Annotated in this window: 10 protein-coding genes; 6 read left to right on the top strand and 4 right to left on the bottom strand. The window is 67.9% G+C overall.

Going from position 1 to position 16,948, the window contains the following annotated elements; all coding sequences use genetic code 11:
• Window positions 1-5: 5 nt before the first annotated feature.
• The 3 genes from AB4851_RS12725 (at window position 6) to AB4851_RS12715 (ending at window position 4,142) form a co-directional block, all read left to right on the top strand.
• Window positions 6-1,790 carry a chloride channel protein gene (locus tag AB4851_RS12725; protein WP_414447494.1) on the top strand — a complete coding sequence of 595 codons (1,785 nt, stop codon included), beginning with the start codon at window positions 6-8 and terminating at the stop codon, window positions 1,788-1,790.
• 451 nt (window positions 1,791-2,241) lie between these two features.
• Window positions 2,242-2,592 carry a hypothetical protein gene (locus tag AB4851_RS12720; RefSeq protein ID WP_414447493.1) on the top strand — a complete coding sequence of 117 codons (351 nt, stop codon included), beginning with the start codon at window positions 2,242-2,244 and terminating at the stop codon, window positions 2,590-2,592.
• Window positions 2,593-2,840: 248 nt separating this feature from the next.
• Window positions 2,841-4,142: a UDP-N-acetylglucosamine 1-carboxyvinyltransferase gene (locus AB4851_RS12715; RefSeq protein WP_414447492.1), complete on the top strand. Its 1,302-nt coding sequence runs from the start codon at window positions 2,841-2,843 to the stop codon at window positions 4,140-4,142.
• Window positions 4,143-4,270: 128 nt separating this feature from the next.
• Here the strand turns inward: AB4851_RS12715 and AB4851_RS12710 are convergent, their stop codons facing one another.
• Entirely contained in the window at window positions 4,271-5,377 is a 1,107-nt protein-coding gene (locus AB4851_RS12710; RefSeq protein ID WP_414439310.1) for a porin, read from the bottom strand.
• Between the two features lie 504 nt (window positions 5,378-5,881).
• On the opposite strand from AB4851_RS12710, the gene AB4851_RS12705 reads away from it, so the two are divergent.
• Window positions 5,882-11,992: an MG2 domain-containing protein gene (locus AB4851_RS12705; RefSeq protein WP_414447491.1), complete on the top strand. Its 6,111-nt coding sequence runs from the start codon at window positions 5,882-5,884 to the stop codon at window positions 11,990-11,992.
• Window positions 11,989-14,313 (top strand): penicillin-binding protein 1C, encoded by a 2,325-nt coding sequence (pbpC, locus tag AB4851_RS12700; RefSeq protein WP_414447490.1) that lies wholly within the window; start codon window positions 11,989-11,991, stop codon window positions 14,311-14,313. Before AB4851_RS12705 ends, pbpC begins: the two co-directional genes overlap by 4 nt.
• 43 nt (window positions 14,314-14,356) lie before the next feature.
• Here the strand turns inward: pbpC and AB4851_RS12695 are convergent, their stop codons facing one another.
• Both AB4851_RS12695 and AB4851_RS12690 read right to left on the bottom strand, forming a co-directional pair.
• Window positions 14,357-14,530, bottom strand: a complete 174-nt coding sequence (locus AB4851_RS12695) for a hypothetical protein (RefSeq protein WP_414439313.1) — start codon at window positions 14,528-14,530, stop codon at window positions 14,357-14,359.
• 412 nt (window positions 14,531-14,942) lie between these two features.
• Entirely contained in the window at window positions 14,943-16,043 is a 1,101-nt protein-coding gene (locus AB4851_RS12690) for a hypothetical protein (RefSeq protein WP_414447489.1), read from the bottom strand.
• 24 nt (window positions 16,044-16,067) lie between these two features.
• On the opposite strand from AB4851_RS12690, the gene AB4851_RS12685 reads away from it, so the two are divergent.
• Complete coding sequence (locus AB4851_RS12685) at window positions 16,068-16,286, top strand: hypothetical protein (protein WP_414447488.1); 219 nt, start codon at window positions 16,068-16,070, stop codon at window positions 16,284-16,286.
• A 356-nt stretch (window positions 16,287-16,642) separates the two neighbouring features.
• Here AB4851_RS12685 and AB4851_RS12680 read toward each other — a convergent pair whose 3' ends face one another.
• A complete protein-coding gene (locus tag AB4851_RS12680) occupies window positions 16,643-16,933 on the bottom strand; it encodes an H-NS histone family protein (RefSeq protein ID WP_414439315.1) in 291 nt (96 codons plus the stop codon).
• Between the last annotated feature and the right edge of the window lie 15 nt (window positions 16,934-16,948).

Here is a 16,948-nt window from a genome sequence, read left to right as displayed (position 1 = left end):
CCGCCATGCACGCCGCCCCGCACCAGCGCGATTTCGCGCCCAATGTCCGCCTGCCCCGTATCGCCATGCTCGCCGCCGTGATCGGCGTGACCAGCACGCTCGCCGCGGTCGTGCTGCTGAACCTGATCCACCTGTTCACGAACCTGTTCTTCTTCGGCCACGGGTCGTTCGCCGACCGCTCGCCTGCCGGCCATACGCTCGGCGCGTGGGTGATCGGAGTGCCGGTGATCGGCGGGCTGATCGTCGGCATGATCGCGCGCTACGGCTCGGAGAAGATTCGCGGTCACGGCATTCCGGAGGCGATCGAGGCGATCCTGTTCGGCAAGAGCCGGATGTCGCCGAAGGTGGCGGTACTCAAGCCGCTCTCGTCGGGCATCGTGATCGGCAGCGGCGGGCCGTTCGGCGCGGAAGGGCCGATCATCATGACGGGCGGCGCACTCGGTTCGTTGATCGCACAGTGCTTCAAGGTGACGGCGGCCGAGCGCAAGACGCTGCTGGTGGCCGGCGCCGCGGCCGGCATGACGGCCGTGTTCGGCACGCCGGTGGCCGCCGTGCTGCTTGCCGTGGAATTGCTGCTGTTCGAATGGCGTCCGCGCAGTTTCCTGCCGGTCGCGCTGGCCTGCGCGGTGGCCGGCTTCGCGCGTGCCCTGTGCTTCGGCGCCGAGCCCTTGTTCCCGCTGACCACCGCGGCCCCCTCCACCTCGGCGCTCGGCATCTGCCTGCTCGCGGGGCTGCTGTCGGGCGCGTTGGCCAGCGGGCTGTCGGCCGCGCTCTATCGCACCGAGGATGCGTTCGGCAAGCTGCCGCTGCACTGGATGTGGTGGCCCGCGCTCGGCGGCGTCGTGGTGGGCATTGGCGGCTGGCTCGAACCGCGCGCGTTCGGCGTGGGTTACGACGTGATCGGCGACTTGCTGCACGGCCATCTGGCCTTGCAGGTGGTGCTGGCGATCCTGGCCGTGAAGGCGCTGATCTGGGTCGTCGCGCTCGGCTCGGGCACTTCGGGCGGCGTGCTCGCGCCGCTGCTGATGCTCGGCGCGGGGCTCGGCACGGTGATCGGCGCGGTGCTGCCCGGCAACGATCCGGCGCTGTGGCCGCTGGTGTGCATGGCGGCCACGCTCGGCGCCACGCTCGGTGCGCCGCTGACGGCCGTGGTGTTCGCGTTCGGCCTCACGCACGACGCCAACGCGCTGCTGCCGCTGCTGGCGGCCACGCTGGTGGCGCACGGCTTCTCGGCCGTGGTGATGCGGCGCTCGATCATGACCGAGAAAATCGCGCGGCGCGGCTATCACATCTATCGCGAATACGGCGTCGATCCGCTCGAACGCCATCACGTCGCCGACGTCATGACACGCGAGGCGACCACGCTCGACGCCGCCATGACGATCTCCGCGGCGCGCCAGGCCGGCTTTGCCGCCGATCAGCGCCATCGCGCCTATCCGGTGCTGCGCGACGGCGCGTTCGTGACGATGCTCGACCGCGCAACGCTGGAGCGAATCCACGCCGCCGCCGGCCCCGACGCGACGCTCGGCGACGCGTTGCACGGCGCCTCGCGCGGCGCGTACGCGCTGGCCGACGAAACGTGCCGGCTCGTCGCCACCCGGCTGGCAGTACACGAACTGGAGCGACTGCCGGTGCTGACGGACCCGCACACGCGGCAGCTTGCCGGCATCGTGTCGCGCAGCGACCTGGTCAAGCCGGCCTTGCGCCATTTCGACGAGGAACACAAGCGCGAACGCTTTCACGCCATGCGGCCGGCCCGCCCGGCGCGTCGGCTGGTACGCGCGCGCTGAACGGCGGTTTTCGGCACCCGAACACGTCACGCAAATGCGTGCCCGGCCCCGTTTGAAGATGTCACGATTGTCGCGATGTATTTATATGTGCTTGACAGTCGTGTGCCGCATTTTTTGCGATCATGCGTGCAAATGCGACGGGGCCACCGTTCAGCAAGCACACTGCGCCATCGGCCGAAGAGCCGGGGCGTAGGCTGACGGCGGATTTCGCCTTGACCCTCCCGTTGACCGCCTCTCCTCCCTATCCGCCTCGCCAGATCTGCGATCACGGTTCTCTATCTCGGAAACACCTGGATACGTCTCGTCACGTTTCGGCATGCAACTTAACAAACTGTTGCGCACTTCCCGGAACGGATCGGCGAACATGTGATCTGACACTTTCGTAGTCACTACCGGCGCGCTGAGGTACACAAGCGCGCGGTTCGTACCAACGACCGAACAAGGAGATAACGTGAAGAAACTGCTGCCGCTTATCGCACTGACCGTCGCCGCTTCCGCTTTCGCGCAACAGCAACCCCAGTGGACGATCCAGAACGTCGGTCAAAGCCAGAAACCCGCCCAGGAGGTTTCCGCCTGTATCGCGAAGGCCTGGGCCGACAAGTCCCAACAAACCGTGGTCTCGCAGAACGTGCTCGCCAACGGCCAGGCCATGGATGTCTACGTCCCGGGCCAACAGCCGCCTAACGGCGCCGCCGCCCTGGTGCGCCCGGCTCGCTCGGCCGGCTCGGCCACCTGGGTGGGCTTCCGCTCGGTGGGCGATGCCGCCAGCCCGGCCGCTGCCGACCTGAACGCCTGCCTGTAACACGCACGGCGTTCGGGCCGAGCGCCGCTTCGATAGGTCCACGCAAAGCCTGATCGGCGCCCGGCCTCGCTTCAACCTCGCTTCGGCGAGGTTTTTGTTTTATTGGGGTGCGAATTGGATATCACCGCGCCGAATCGCCCCCGCGCTGTCCCACATTCCCTCCCGACCACCCGGTTGCTCGCGCCGCATGACGAAACGGTGGCATGATACGAGCCTTGCGCCATCTTTCATTCCAATCGCGCCGAAATATGTCGAATCTGATCGTTCACGGCGGCACTCCGCTACGCGGGGAAATCACGCCGTCCGCCAATAAAAACGCCGTCCTCCCGATTCTCTGCTCGACCCTGCTGACCGATCAGCCGCTGCGGCTCGTCGGCGTGCCCGACATCACCGACGTGCGCAAGATCCTCGACATCTTCCGCACGCTCGGCAGCGACGTGTCGATGGATTTCGCCAGCGGCGTGCTCGACCTGCATCACCGCGACACGACATTCGATCCGGCCGTGCACCGCCTGCCCGAGGAAATGCGTTCGTCGATCATGCTGGTGCCGCCGCTGCTCGCGCGCTTCGGCGTGGCGCGGCTCGAGAGCGACGTGAAGGGCTGCACGCTCGGCGTGCGCGAGATCGATCCGCACGTCGAGGTGTTCGAGCGCTTCGGCGCCATCATCGAGCGCACCACCGATTCGCTGATCGTGCGCGCGTCCGGCCCGCTGACGGCCAACGATCACTGGCTCGATTACGCGTCGGTCACCACCACCGAGAACTTCGTGCTGTGCGCCACCGCCGCGGCCGGCGTCTCGACGCTGGTCAACGCCGCGTCCGAGCCGCACGTCCAGGAGTTCTGCCACTTCCTCGAATTGCTCGGCGTGCCGATCGAAGGCATCGGCACCTCGCACGTGCGCGTGCAGGGCGGCGGCAAGCTCGGCGGCGGCGAACACCGCTTCGCCGAGGATTTCCACGAAATCGCCACGTTCCTCGCGCTCGGCGCAATCACGGGCGGCGACATCGCCGTGCGCAACAGCGGCCCCGAAATGTTCCCGCTGATCGACCGCACGTTCGCCAAGCTCGGCGTGCAGGTCACGCACGCAAACGGCTGGTCGCGCGCCCAGCGCGACGGCGTGATGCGCGTCAAGAAGCCGTTCACGCAGAACATCCTGACCAAGATCGAGGCCGCGCCGTGGCCGTATCTGCCGGTCGATCTGCTGCCGATCTTCATCGCGCTCGGCGTGAAGTCCGAAGGCAGCGTGATGTTCTGGAACAAGGTGTACGACGGCGCGATGGGCTGGACGGGCGAGCTGTCGAAGTTCGGCGCGCACGTGTTCCAGTCGGACCCGCACCGCCTGATCACGTTCGGCGGCCTGCCGCTGACACCGGCGCGCGTCGAAAGCCCGTACATCATCCGCGTCGCGATCGCGCTGCTGATGGTGGCCGCGAGCATCGAGGGCCGCTCCGAAATCCTCAACGCGCAGCCGATCCGCCGCGCGCATCCGCGCTTCGTCGAGAACCTGCGTTCGGTCGGCGCCAACGTCGAGTGGACCGCCGGCGACTGATCGCCGGGTGCCGAACGGCACATCGCCCGGCCCGCGGCCGAAGCCGCGCCGGGCGATGCGAGTGAAACACGCAAGCAGTTCAATTCACGGCCGGTGCGAACCGGCCGCTTCCTTTTTCCCGCCTTGCCTCAGAAGTTGTGCATGATCCCGACGTAGGCGCCCGTCTGCGATTCGCCCGTCAACGGGTTGGTCGAAGTGGAATCGCGCGTCGAGGCGATCAGGCCGAAGTTCGAATTCCCGCCGTTGCGCATGTAGGCCACCGTTCCGTACAGGAACGTGCGCTTCGACAGGTTGTAGGTGGTGCCGAGCACGTACATGATCGCGTGGCCCGACGGGTCGTGCGTGGCGTCGCCGTTGCCGCTGCCCACCCGAACGTAATAGCCGCCGCCCGTCACGGCCCAGGCCGGCGTGGCCGAGTAGGTCGCGCCGAGCCAGATGTGATCGGCGCGGTCGGCCAGGCCTTGCGGCGTGTCCGGCGCCGAGTAATGCGTGTAGGCGGCCTGGATCTTGAACTTCTGCACGTAGACGTTGGTGCCGACGAAATACTCGCGCGACGCCGTGAAGATGTTGTCCATCTTGCCGTTGTTGTTGCGCAGCTCGTCATAGATGCCGCGCACGTCGAACAGCGCCGAGTGATACGACAGCATGATGCCTTCCGAGCGGCCGAAATCGTTGGCCGGGCCGGTGTTGAAGCTGGTCTGGTTGCCGAACGCGTATTGCCCCTGCACGTCGAAGCCGTTCCACACCGGGCTGTGATACTCGATGTTGTTGCTGGTCTGCTGCCAGTTGCGGCCGCGCACCAGCGATGCCGACGAAAACGCCTGCTGCACGAACGGATCGAATTCCCACACGCCGTCGCTGTCGATGAACAGGTTGCGACCGGCCTGCAGCGTGCCCCACTCGTTGTTCTTCAAGCCCACATAGGCGCGCCGCGAAAACATCCGCCCGCCGCCGGTGGTGCCGTTCATGACCTGGAATGCGGTTTCGAGGTCGAAGATCGTCGAGGTGCCGCCGCCCAGATCTTCCGTGCCCTTCAGGCCGAACATGCTGGTGCCCCAGTCGCCGCCCTCGGCGCTCCAGCGCGTGCTGCTGCCCGTGCCCGACGGGTTCGCGATGTGGTTCAGGTACTCCACGCCGCCGTCGATCCGGCCGTAGAGCGTGACGCTCGACTGCGCGAACGCGGCAGCCGGCATGGCGACGATCAGCGCCGCGATGGAGGTCTTTCGAAGTGTCATATCCCCAGCCTGTTTGTCTCTCAGATTGATTGGCACTTCCGGCGGCCCGTGCGGCGCTGTCGCGCCTGGCACGCGCGGCCAGCCGGAACGTGTTCCGGACGCACGCTGCGGCCGCCGTTCGGGCGGGCAAGTGCGGTGTTCTTGTTGTCGACGACCGGTTCGATCCCTGCACCGCGCATTGCCGCGATGCGTCGCCCACTCGCGAACCGACGGCCGCCGGTTTCACATCCACGCGCCGGGCAGCCGGTTTTCCGGCCTCACCGGGCCGCGCGGACCGGAAATGTACGCGCTTGAGGCGGGCAGGACAATCTCTTTATAGGCGAAGGATTGTTACGGTCTACTGGATAAACCGTACCGATCGCCGGTTTGTCGGGCGTGCACCACAGGGCTTTTCGGTGCAACGCAATCGTGCTAATGCGACAAAAATTGTGACCTGGCACCTGAAAGGGGTCGGTTAGAATCGCAGGCATTCCGAAAAGCATGCCTTCCGAGGGCGGGTCAGCGATGAAGCAGAACACATCAAAAAAAATCGTGTATTGGAGTGCCGCCCTGGCGCTCGCAGCGGGGCTCGGTGCCGGTTTTGGCTGGCCGGCGGACGCGGCGAAAATCGTCAGCGTATCGCCGCAAGGCTCGACGCCCGATGTCCGTCAGGTAGTGATCAAGTTCGATGAACCGATGGTGGCGTTCGGTTCGCCATCGCTGCCGGCCCCGGCGCAAGTCACCTGCGACGATCCGGCCAACTCGAAATACGACGCGGTGTGGAACGACGATCGCACCTGGCTCGCGCAGTTCGCGCAGGATCTGCCCGCATCGGTGCGCTGTACCGTGACGCTGGAGGACAAGCTCCGCTCGAGCGCCGGCCACGACGTGACCGGCCCGCGCCGCTTCACGTTCCAGACCAGCGGTCCCTACCCGTCCGAAATCCGCCCCGGCCGCACCGAGATCGAGGAAGGCCAGCAGTTCGTGCTGAAGCTGACCGGCGCGGCGACCGACGCCTCCGTGCGCGACAACGTCTGGTGCGAAGCCACCGGCATCGGCAACCGCATTCCGGTCAAGCTCGCCGACACCGACACGCGCGCGCAACTGCTCGACCACTTCCACTGGAAGAAGGATGCCGCCCGCGTGCTGACGCTCGGTTGCGCGCAAACCCTGCCGCCCGGCCAGCCGATGCAGCTGGTGTTCGGCGCCGGCGTGAAAGGCCCGAACGGCGTGGCCAACGGCACCGAGAAGCGCTTCGATTTCCGCGTGCGCGAGCCGTTCGCGGCCAACTTCAGTTGCGAGCGCGAAAACGCCAAGGCGGCCTGCACGCCGCTGCGCCCGGTTCGCATCGAATTCAACGCGCCGATCACGCGCGCCAATGCCGAGAAGCTGCGCCTCCAAGGCCCGGATGGCGCGATCGCCCCGACCTTCAAGCCCGACGACAAGGCCGGCGACACGCGCGCCGTCGAATTCGCCGCGCCGCTGCCCGACAACGCCAACCTCACGGTCACGCTGCCCGACGGCCTGACCGACGACAGCGGCCGCCGCCTCGCCAACGCCGACCTGTTCCCGCTGAAAACACGCACCGCAGCCATGCCGCCGCTCGCGAAATTCTCGTCGTCGACGTTCGGCATCATCGAGCGCTACGCCGAGCCCGATTCGCCGGCGCTGGTGCCCGTGACGCTGCGCAACGTGGAAGCCGACCTGAAGATCGCCGGCCTCAACGCCGGCCAGGCCGAGTTCGCCAATATCCGCGTGGAAGACGACAACGCGATCCGCGACTGGATGCGCACGGTCGACCAGCTCGACACCATCGGCATGTCGGTCGGCAGCCTCGACAAGCTGCGACCCGGCCTGTTCGAACACGCCAAACACCCGGTGTTCGTGCCGCCGGCCGAAGGCGAGAAGCCGCCGGTCGGCAAGCAGCGGATCGTCGACGTGCGCTCGCTGTCGCTGCTGGCCGGCGAGCCGCAGCTCCAGCGCCTGACGCTGCCGAAGGCCGATCCGGCCACGCTGCGCCCGTTCGAGGTGGTCGGCGTGCCGATCCCGAAGCCCGGCTTCTACGTGCTCGAACTGGCCTCGCCGGCGCTCGGCCGTTCGCTGATGGCCAAGCCCGGCGCGATGTACGTGCGCACCACCGTGCTGGTCACGAACCTCGGCGTGCATTTCAAGCGCGGCCGCGACAACAGCCTCGTGTGGGTCACCACGCTCGACAAGGGCAAGCCGGTGCCGAACGCGGAGATCCGCGTGTCGGACTGCAACGGCGAAGCGCTCGCCTCGGGCCGCACCGATGCGCAGGGCCTGCTCAAGATCGACGGCCCGCTCGCCGAACTGCATTCGTGCAACTACGAAAGCGGCTTCCGCAACACGTTCGTGTCGGCGCGCGTCAACGACCCCGCAACCGGCCCGGACATGGCGTTCGTCATCGACGACTGGAACCGCGGCATCGAATCGTGGCGCTTCGACGTGCCGACCGATCGCTCGGCGCGCCCGAACGTGGTCGCGCACACCGTGTTCGACCGGATGCTGGTGCGGGCCGGCGAAACGGTGTCGATGAAGCACTACCTGCGCACCGAGATGCTCGACACGCTCGGCTTCCCGAAGCGCTACCCGAACCGCGTGACGATTCGCCACGAAGGCAGCGGCGACACCTACGAGCAGCCGCTCGTGTGGGCCGCCGATCACACGGCCGATTCGAGCATCACGCTGCCGGCCGGCGCCAAGCTCGGCGAATACACCGTCTCGCTCGACTACGGCGGCACCGATGCGGGCGGCCAGCCGGCCGCTTCCGGCCGCGACGATCAGGATGATTCGCACGTCGCCTACGATGCCGGCTCGTTCCGCGTCGAGGCGTTCCGCCTGCCGGTGTTCAAGGGCACGGTGGCCGTGCGCGACGCCAAGACCAGCCCGCTGGTCGGCGCCGGCGAAGCCCCCGTGACGGTGCAGCTCGACTACGTGTCGGGCGGCCCGGCCTCGAACCTGCCGGTGCGCGTGTCGGCGCTGGTGCGCCCCGCCACCCCGGCCTTCGCCGACCGCTACCCCGATTTCTCGTTCAGCCCGTACCGCCCGGAACAGCCCGGCTCGGACGCCGGCGCGAGCGACGATGACGACAGCGACGACAGCAGCGCCGCCAGCTCCGGCCCCGATCCCGACGCGCCGAAACTGGTGGCCGACAAGCTGCCCGTCACGCTCGACCGCAACGGCGCAGGCTCACTCACGCTGAAATCGCTGCCGAAGGTCGATGCGCCGAAGCGCCTGGCGCTCGAAGCGACGTTCGCCGACCCGAACGGCGAGATCCAGACGATCCGCAACGACACCACGCTGTGGCCCGCCGCGCTGGCGGCCGGCATCAAGGCCGGGCACTGGGTGGCGGTAGGCGATTCGGTGCCCGTCACCGCGCTGGCCGTCGATCTGGACGGCAAGCCGCACGCCGGCGCGCAGGTGGAAGTGCACGGCTATGCGCGCATCACGACCTCGTCGCGCAAGCGCATGGTCGGCGGCTTCTACAGCTACGACAACCGCAGCGAAACGCGCGACCTCGGCGCGCTGTGCAGCGGCAAGACCGACGACAAGGGCCGCTTCGCCTGCGACGCCAAGCTCAAGGATGCCGGCGAAGTGTCGCTGGTGGCGGTGGTCAAGGACGGTTCGGACCGCGCCGCGACCGGCAGCACGTCGGTGTGGGTGGTGCGCGAGGACGACCTCTGGTTCGGCGGCAACAACACCGACCGGATCGACCTGATCCCCGAAAAACCGTCGTACGAACCGGGCGAAACGGCGCGCTTCCAGGTACGCATGCCGTTCCGCTTCGCCACGGCGCTGGTGGCTGTCGAACGCTCGGGCGTGATGGAAACGCACGTCGTGCAACTGAACGGGCGCGATCCGACCGTCGAATTGAAGGTGGACAAGACCTGGGGGCCGAACGTCTACGTGTCGGTGCTGGCGCTGCGCGGCCGGCTGCGCGAGGTGCCCTGGTATTCGTTCTTCACGTGGGGCTGGAAGACGCCGGTCGACTGGGCGCATGCGTTCTGGAACGAGGGCCGCCACTACGTGCCGCCTACCCCGCTCGTCGACCTGTCGAAGCCGGCGTTCCGTTACGGGCTGGCCGAGATCAAGGTCGGCACGGCCTCGCATCAGCTCGGCGTGACCGTCACGCCCGATGCGGCCAGCTACCCGGTGCGCGGCACCGCGCACGTCAAGGTGGCGGTGCGCATGCCCGACGGCAAGCCCGCGCCGGCCGGCACGCAGATCGCCGTGGCCGCCGTGGACGACGCGCTGCTCGAACTGATGCCGAACACCAGTTGGGACCTGCTCGGCGCGATGCTGCAACGGCGCGGCTACGGCGTCGAAACCGCCACCGCGCAGATGGAAATCGTCGGGCGCCGCCACTTCGGCCGCAAGGCGGTGCCGGCCGGCGGTGGCGGCGGCACCGCGCCCACCCGCGAGCTGTTCGACACGCTGCTGCTGTGGAATCCGCGCGTGACGCTCGACGCGAACGGCGAAGCCAAACTCGACGTCAAGCTCAACGATGCGCTGACGCGCTTCACGATCGTCGCCGTGGCCTCGGTCGGCGCCGACCGCTTCGGCACCGGCCGCGCCAGCGTGCGCAGCACCCAGGATCTGCAATTGATCTCGGGCCTGCCGCCGCTGGTGCGCGAAGGCGATGCACTGGTCGCGCCGTTCACGCTGCGCAACACCACCTCGCGCGCGATGAAGGTGGTCGTCACGCCGAACGCGCCGGGGCTCGACTTGCCCGCGCAAACCGTGGAGCTGGCCGCCGGCGCCTCGCGCGAGGTGTCGTGGCGCGTGGCCGTGCCGAACGGCGCGGGCGACGCCGGCGGTGCGCTGCCGTGGTCGATCGCCGCCGCCGAGCAAGGCGGCGCACACGCGGCCGACGCGCTGAAGATCACCCAGCGCGTGGTGCCCGCCGTGCCGGTCACGGTGCAGCAGGCCACGCTGACGCAGATCGACGGCAGCTTCTCGTTGCCGATCGCGGCCCCGGCCGATGCGGCCGCCGGCAGCAACGGCATTGCACGCGGCGGCATCTCGGTCGCGCTGCAATCGAAGCTCGCCGACGGCCTGCCCGGCGTGACGCGCTGGTTCCAGCAGTATCCGTATCGCTGCCTCGAACAGCAGACCTCGCGCGCGCTCGGCCTGCATGATCCGGCGATGTGGCAGGCCGTGATCGCGCAGATGCCGGCCTATCTCGACCGCGACGGCCTGGCGGGCTATTTCCCGCTGTCGGCCGACAGCGGCGAGAACGGCAGCACCACGCTGACGGCCTACCTGCTGTCCGCCACCGACGAGGCGGCCAAACTCGACCCGCGCTTCGCCCTGCCCGATGCGCTGCGCACCCAGCTCGAAGCCGGGCTGGCCAGCTACGTGGACGGCCGCATCACGCGCGACACCTGGGCGCCGCGCGAGGATCGCGACCTGCGCAAGCTCGCCGCGCTGGAGGCGCTGTCGCGCCACGACGCCGCGCAGGCGCGCATGCTCGGCTCGATCGCCATCACGCCCGAGCGCTGGCCGACCTCGGCGCTGCTCGACTACTACGCGATCCTGTCGCGCCTGGCGGATATCCCGCAGCGCGACGAGAAACGCGCCCAGGTCGAGCAACTGCTGCGCGCGCGCCTGTCGTATCAAGGCACGCAACTGGTGTTCTCGACCGCGCGCGACGACGATCTCTGGTGGCTGATGACCGGCAACGACAGCAACGCGGCGCGGCTCGCGCTGGCCTTCAACGGCAATCCGGCATGGAAGGACGAGATGCCGCGCATCGTGTCGGGCCTGCTCGCGCTGCAACGCAACGGCGCGTGGCGGACCACCACCTCGAACCTGCTCGGCGAGCTGGCCGTCGAACGCTTCTCGAAGACCTACGAGAACACGCCGGTGACGGGCCAGACGCAGTTGCGGCTCGGCGAGGCGGAGCGTCGAATCGGCTGGGGCGGCGCGGCAGCGGCCGTGGCCGCCTCGGCGCCGGTGCAGGCGTCGGGGGCCAAACTGACGGCACCGTCGAACGTGACGCAGTCGTCAGCCGCCACGCGCAGCGCGCCGGCTCGCACGGCGCTGCTGCCGTGGCCGGCGGCAGCGGCCGGCCACGCGCCGCTCACGCTGTCGCTGACGCAGGACGGAACCGGCAAACCGTGGGCGACGATCCAGAGCCTCGCCGCCGTGCCGCTCAAGCGGCCGGTGGTGTCCGGCTACCGGATCACCAAGACGGTCACGCCGGTCGATCCGGCCGTGAAGGGCGCGCTGACGCGCGGCGACCTGGTGCGCGTGCATCTCGACGTCGATGCGCAAGCCGCGATGACCTGGGTGGTGGTCAACGATCCGGTGCCCGCCGGCGCGACCATCATGGGCTCGGGCCTGGGCCGCGATTCGGCGATCGCCACACAGGGCGAGGCGTCGTCCGATGGCGCCTGGCCGTCGTTCATCGAGCGCGACGTGGACGGCTACCGCGCGTATTACGGCTACCTGCCGGCCGGCAAGACCTCGATCGAGTACACCATGCGGCTCAACGCGGTCGGCAGCTTCGGCTTGCCGCCGACGCGCGTCGAGGCGTTGTATGCGCCGTCCGCCTACGGCATGGCGCCGAACGCGCCGATCGTCGTGAAGCCGGCCGCGGCGCAGCAGCCGTGAGCGCGGGCCGTCCCGGCGCGCGGCGCAGGCTGCGCGTGCTGCACGTGCTCGCTGCCGCCGCGCTGATCGGCGGCGCGGGCGCGGCCCACGCCGTGCCCGGCTACGACGCCGTGCGCCGCGATTTCCGCAGCTCCGACTGGCTGCTGCTCGCACGCGACGGCACGCCGCTGCAGCGCACCCGCATCGACAGCGCCGAGCGGCGCGGCGACTGGGTCACGCTGGCCGACGTGTCGCCCGCGCTGCGCGCGGCGATCGTCGTCTCCGAAGACAAACGCTTCTACGACCACAGCGGCGTGGACTGGCGCGGCATCGCCGGGGCCGCATGGGCCAATCTGTGGAATTCGCGCACGCGCGGCGCCTCCACCGTCACCATGCAACTGGCCGGGCTGATCGGCGACAGTTCGCGCCGCTCGGGCCAGCGTTCGCTGCAGCAGAAAGCCGGTCAGGCGATCGATGCGCTGTGGCTCGAACGCAGTTGGCGCAAGGATCAGATTCTGGAGGCCTACCTGAACCTGGTGCCGTTTCGCGGCGAGACGGTCGGGCTGTCGGCGCTGTCGGTCACGCTGTTCGGCAAGGCGCCGTCCGGCCTCGACGAACGCGAATCGGCCGTGGCCGCTGCGCTGATCCGCGCGCCGAACGCCAGCTATCCGAAGGTCGCCGAGCGTGCCTGCCGGATTCTCCATGACATGCAGGCGGCGGCCGGCTGCACCGGCCTCGACGGCTTCGTGCAACTGGCGTTCGCACGCCCCGCGCCGCCCTCCTCGGCGTTCCTCGGCGGCGAGGCGCTCGCGCCGCATTTCGCGCGCCGCATCGCGGCGGAAACCAGCCCGCAACCCGGCGCACGCATCCGCTCGACGCTCGACGCCGGCCTGCAACGCTTCGCCCGCGATGCGCTCACGCACGCGCTGACCGAATTGAGCGCCGCGCCGCGCTCGCGCAACGTGCAGGACGGCGCGGCCATCGTGATCGACAACCGCAGCGGCGACATTCTGGCCTGGGTCGGCTCGTCGGGCGCGCTATCGGCCGCGCCCGAGGTCGATTCGGTGCTGGCACTGCGCCAGGCCGGCTCGACGCTGAAGCCGTTCCTGTATGCGCAGGCCATCGACGAGCGGCGCCTGACGGGCGCCACCCTGCTCGACGATTCACCCGTCGATCTGGCGGCCGGCGGCGGCCTCTACGTGCCGCAGAACTACGATCACGATTTCAAGGGCTGGGTCAGCGTGCGCAGCGCGCTCGGCTCGTCGCTGAACGTGCCGGCCGTGCGCACGCTGGTGCTGGTCACGCCGCACCGCTTCTCGCGCACGCTGACCGCGCTCGGCCTGCCACTCACGGAACAGGGCGACTACTACGGCTACAGCCTCGCGCTCGGCAGCGCCGACGTCACGCTGCTGACGCTGGCCAACGCCTACCGCGCGCTCGCCAATGGCGGGCTGGCGCGGCCCGCGTTCGATCTGCCGCGCAGCGCCGCGCAAGTAGCCGCGCAGGCTACGGCCAAGCGCGTGTTCAGCGCCGACGCGAGCTTCATCGTCACCGACATGCTGGCCGACAACAATGCGCGCACGCGCACGTTCGGCTTCGACAGCCCGCTCGCCACGCACGTGTTCTCGGCGGTCAAGACCGGCACCAGCAAGGACATGCGCGACAACTGGGCGGTCGGCTACACGTCGCGCTACACGGTGGGGGTGTGGGTCGGCAATGCGGACGGTTCGCCGATGTGGAACGTGTCGGGCGTGACCGGCGCGGCGCCGGTGTGGGCGGCGATCGTCGCGCGGCTGCATCGCGACGGCGGCAGCGTCGCGCCGAAGCCGCCGCCCGGCGTGGTAAGCGAGCGCGTCACATTCGAGCGCGCGATCGAGCCGTCGCGCGACGAGTGGTTCCTGAGCGGCACCGAAACGGCCGAGGTCAAACTGGCGGCTGGCGCGGGCGGGATGCCGGCGCGGGCTTCGGTGACCGCACCGGCCGCGCGCCGCGACGGTGCGGGCCGGCTTCGCAACGCGGCCGCCACGGCAGGTGCCGGCGGCCCGCATGCGCCACTGGCGATCGCCTCGCCGACCGACGGCACGATCTTCGCGCTCGACCCCGACATCCCGCCGCGCAACCAGCGGGTCTGGTTCGAGCGTGTATCGGGCGACAGCGGACGCGGCAGCTGGCGACTCGACGGCCGCACGATCGGGCGCGGCGAACGCGTCGCGTGGCTGCCGTGGCCGGGCCATCATCGGCTCGAACTGCTCGATGCCAGCGGCAAGCCGGCCGATCAGGTGGGGTTCGAGGTGCGCGGGGCCGTGGCGCGGCCCGGTGCGGCGGGACGCAGCGGGCCGTAAGCGCCGCTCGCCGTCCAACCGAAGCCGGCGCGCGGCCGCGGCCTCACCGGCGATTGCGCGCCGCACGCGCCCATAACAACCGGCCGACGATCAGGCCGATCACGATCGTCGCGCCATAGCCCGCCGCGAGCACGATCTCCGGATCGGATTCCGAACTCCGCGCGGCCACCACCGCCGTGCCGATCAAGACGATCAGCAGCCCTGCCAGCCATTTCATCGGCATCTCCCCCTCCATCCCGTCGTTTTATGTCGGTCGCACGCCGCTTCGGTCGTTATAACGGCTCGCGCCCGCTTGCGCAGGGAGGGAAAACACGGGAGACGTCGCGTCGTATCCAAACCGCGTCGGATTCCGAACGATTCGCGCTCGATGGCTCGAATCGTCGGAGGAATCGGTCGTTCGGATGCCTATGAACGGCTCGCCGGCGTCGCCGTAGGCGTGACGGCATGGCGGACCGCAAACCCGGTTCGGTGCGATACCGGTCGGCGGCGAGCAATGCGTGTGCCGTCGGGCTTTCCGGGGCATGGCAAGCAAGCGCGCGTTTCCACGCGGTGCGATCGGAAATCATTGCGCCGCGCCAATGAAAAAGCCCCGCCTGAAGCGGGGCCAAACGATTCCGGAATCGATCCAGTCAGTGAGCGGCAGCGACCAGCCGATAGCGCTTGTACAGTTCAGTCACATCGAAGTAATAGGTGCGCGACTGGCCGCCGGCATCCACCGTGTCGATCGCATCGATCTTGCGGGCCGGCACGGTATCCAGCGATTGGCGGCCTGCCCGCAGCTTCTTGGCGAGCAGCCAGTTCACTTCCTCACTGATGGCCACGACATGCACGGCCGTATCCGGCGTCAATCCGTCGCCGCTATGTGCAATATCCTGCTCGATACCGAACAGATACAGCCGTATCTCGTCTTGCGCCTGCGTATCACCGGATTTACCGAGCAGAAAACTGTAGACCGACATCAGGCTGAAAATCGGAATATCGCGAAGCGGCCGGATTTTCTCGATCTCTCGAAGTTTGGCGAGCGCGGCGGTTGCATCGCCTTGCTGTATCAATTGCATCGCCTGCTTCTGGTCGTCCTGCACGGCTCGAATCAATTCAAGATAATTGAAACTCGTATCGTTCAGGAATGTGATGCGCCGTTCATGCGCGTCTTTCAAGGCGGCGGCGAACTTGCCTTGATCGGCCGTAACCGGCAGCGGCTTGAAAATATCCGGATTCGCCTGCTTGATCTCCTGGGCTTCACGCGGATTCGTCGTGAAATAAACGATGCCCGGGCTGCCGCCGGCCGGTGCGACATACGACACTTTCTGCAGCGTCGCGCCCCGATATTCGAGCGTGCTCACGTTGCCGACCGTGCCCGAATGCAGGCGCACCCACACGCCCATCTCGCCGATCCGCACCACGCGCACCGGATCGTCGGGCGTATCGCCACTGCCGGAGCGCTTGAGCAGGATGTCCGCGAGGGCATCCACGCGCTGGCGGCATTCGGTGGCTTTGATGATCAGGCCGAGCTTGTGATAGATATTGAAGCAGACGATCTGCGCGTCGTAATCGGGATATTGCGCAAGTGGCGCGTATTTCTCCAGTTCCTGCAATTTCGTCAACGCGTCCCAATCCTTGCCCGAACGATCGAGTGCATTGGCGGCGGTCACGATGGACAGCGTGTCGCGGCTGAACTGCTGGAAATTGATTTGGGCATTGTCGGCAAGCGCTTGCCGCGCCGTTTGCATTTGTTCGACCGGCGACGCGGCGTCTTGAGCAATCGCGGCCGTGGCGATGAAGCCGCACAGCAGGAAAATCAGACATCTGATCGGCTGCATGAATACCTTGTTTTTGATTTGATATCGGGGAATTTATTTCAAGCGCGACAGTATGCCTTGGCGTTATCGACTTGCGTACTCGCCTGCATGTCTTTTTATTTCGGCGGTGGAAAGCGATTCATGCAAATTCCTTTCCCAATGCCATCTGATTGATTACCTATCGAGCGCTGTCAGGCGGCGCGGATACCCACCCGCCACGATGCCGCCGCTGCCGCTTCGCCGGTTGCCCGTCACGAACCGCACCCTTTCCTCGAAATTCCTCAAAAAACGCGGCCACAACCTCAAAATCTCAACTAGCAAACGTTTGCTTTTCAGAAAAAAATAAATCGGTGCGCTACCGCACCGTTGCAATCGAACCGATTCGCGAGTGACGTCGTCATGGGCGCCGTCGAATTCCCGACATCCATGCGATCGATCATGTATCTTGCGCGCCCCGGGGCCGGCGGCAGCTGGCACTGGCCGTTTCGGCCCGGGATCGTCGTCACGGGCGGCGCTTGCCGCCCCGTCGATCAGGCGATCAGGAAGCGGTCGCGATCCTGTCCGGCGATCCAGCCCGGCACGCGGCCGCGGCCGGTCCAAGTTGCGCCCGTTTCCGGGTCGCGATAACGGGGCTTCGGCTTCTGATCCTCCTTGCGGGGGCGGCCCAGGCGCGGCGGAAACAGATCGCGCTCGGTCAACCCGTATTCGGCGATGGCGCGCCGGATATCCAGAATCACGGTCTTGAGCTCGGCTTCCCGGGCTTCTCCGGCCTGGCGGGTCAGCTCGTTCAATTTCTCGAGCAACTCGTGGTAATTCGACATGACAGCTTCCTCGTA

It is taken from the genome of Burkholderia sp. 22PA0099, assembly GCF_047497165.1.
Taxonomy (GTDB): Bacteria; Pseudomonadota; Gammaproteobacteria; order Burkholderiales; family Burkholderiaceae; genus Burkholderia.
The sequence above is the reverse complement of the archived record's forward strand: the minus strand, read 5'-3'. Positions and strand labels throughout refer to the sequence as shown.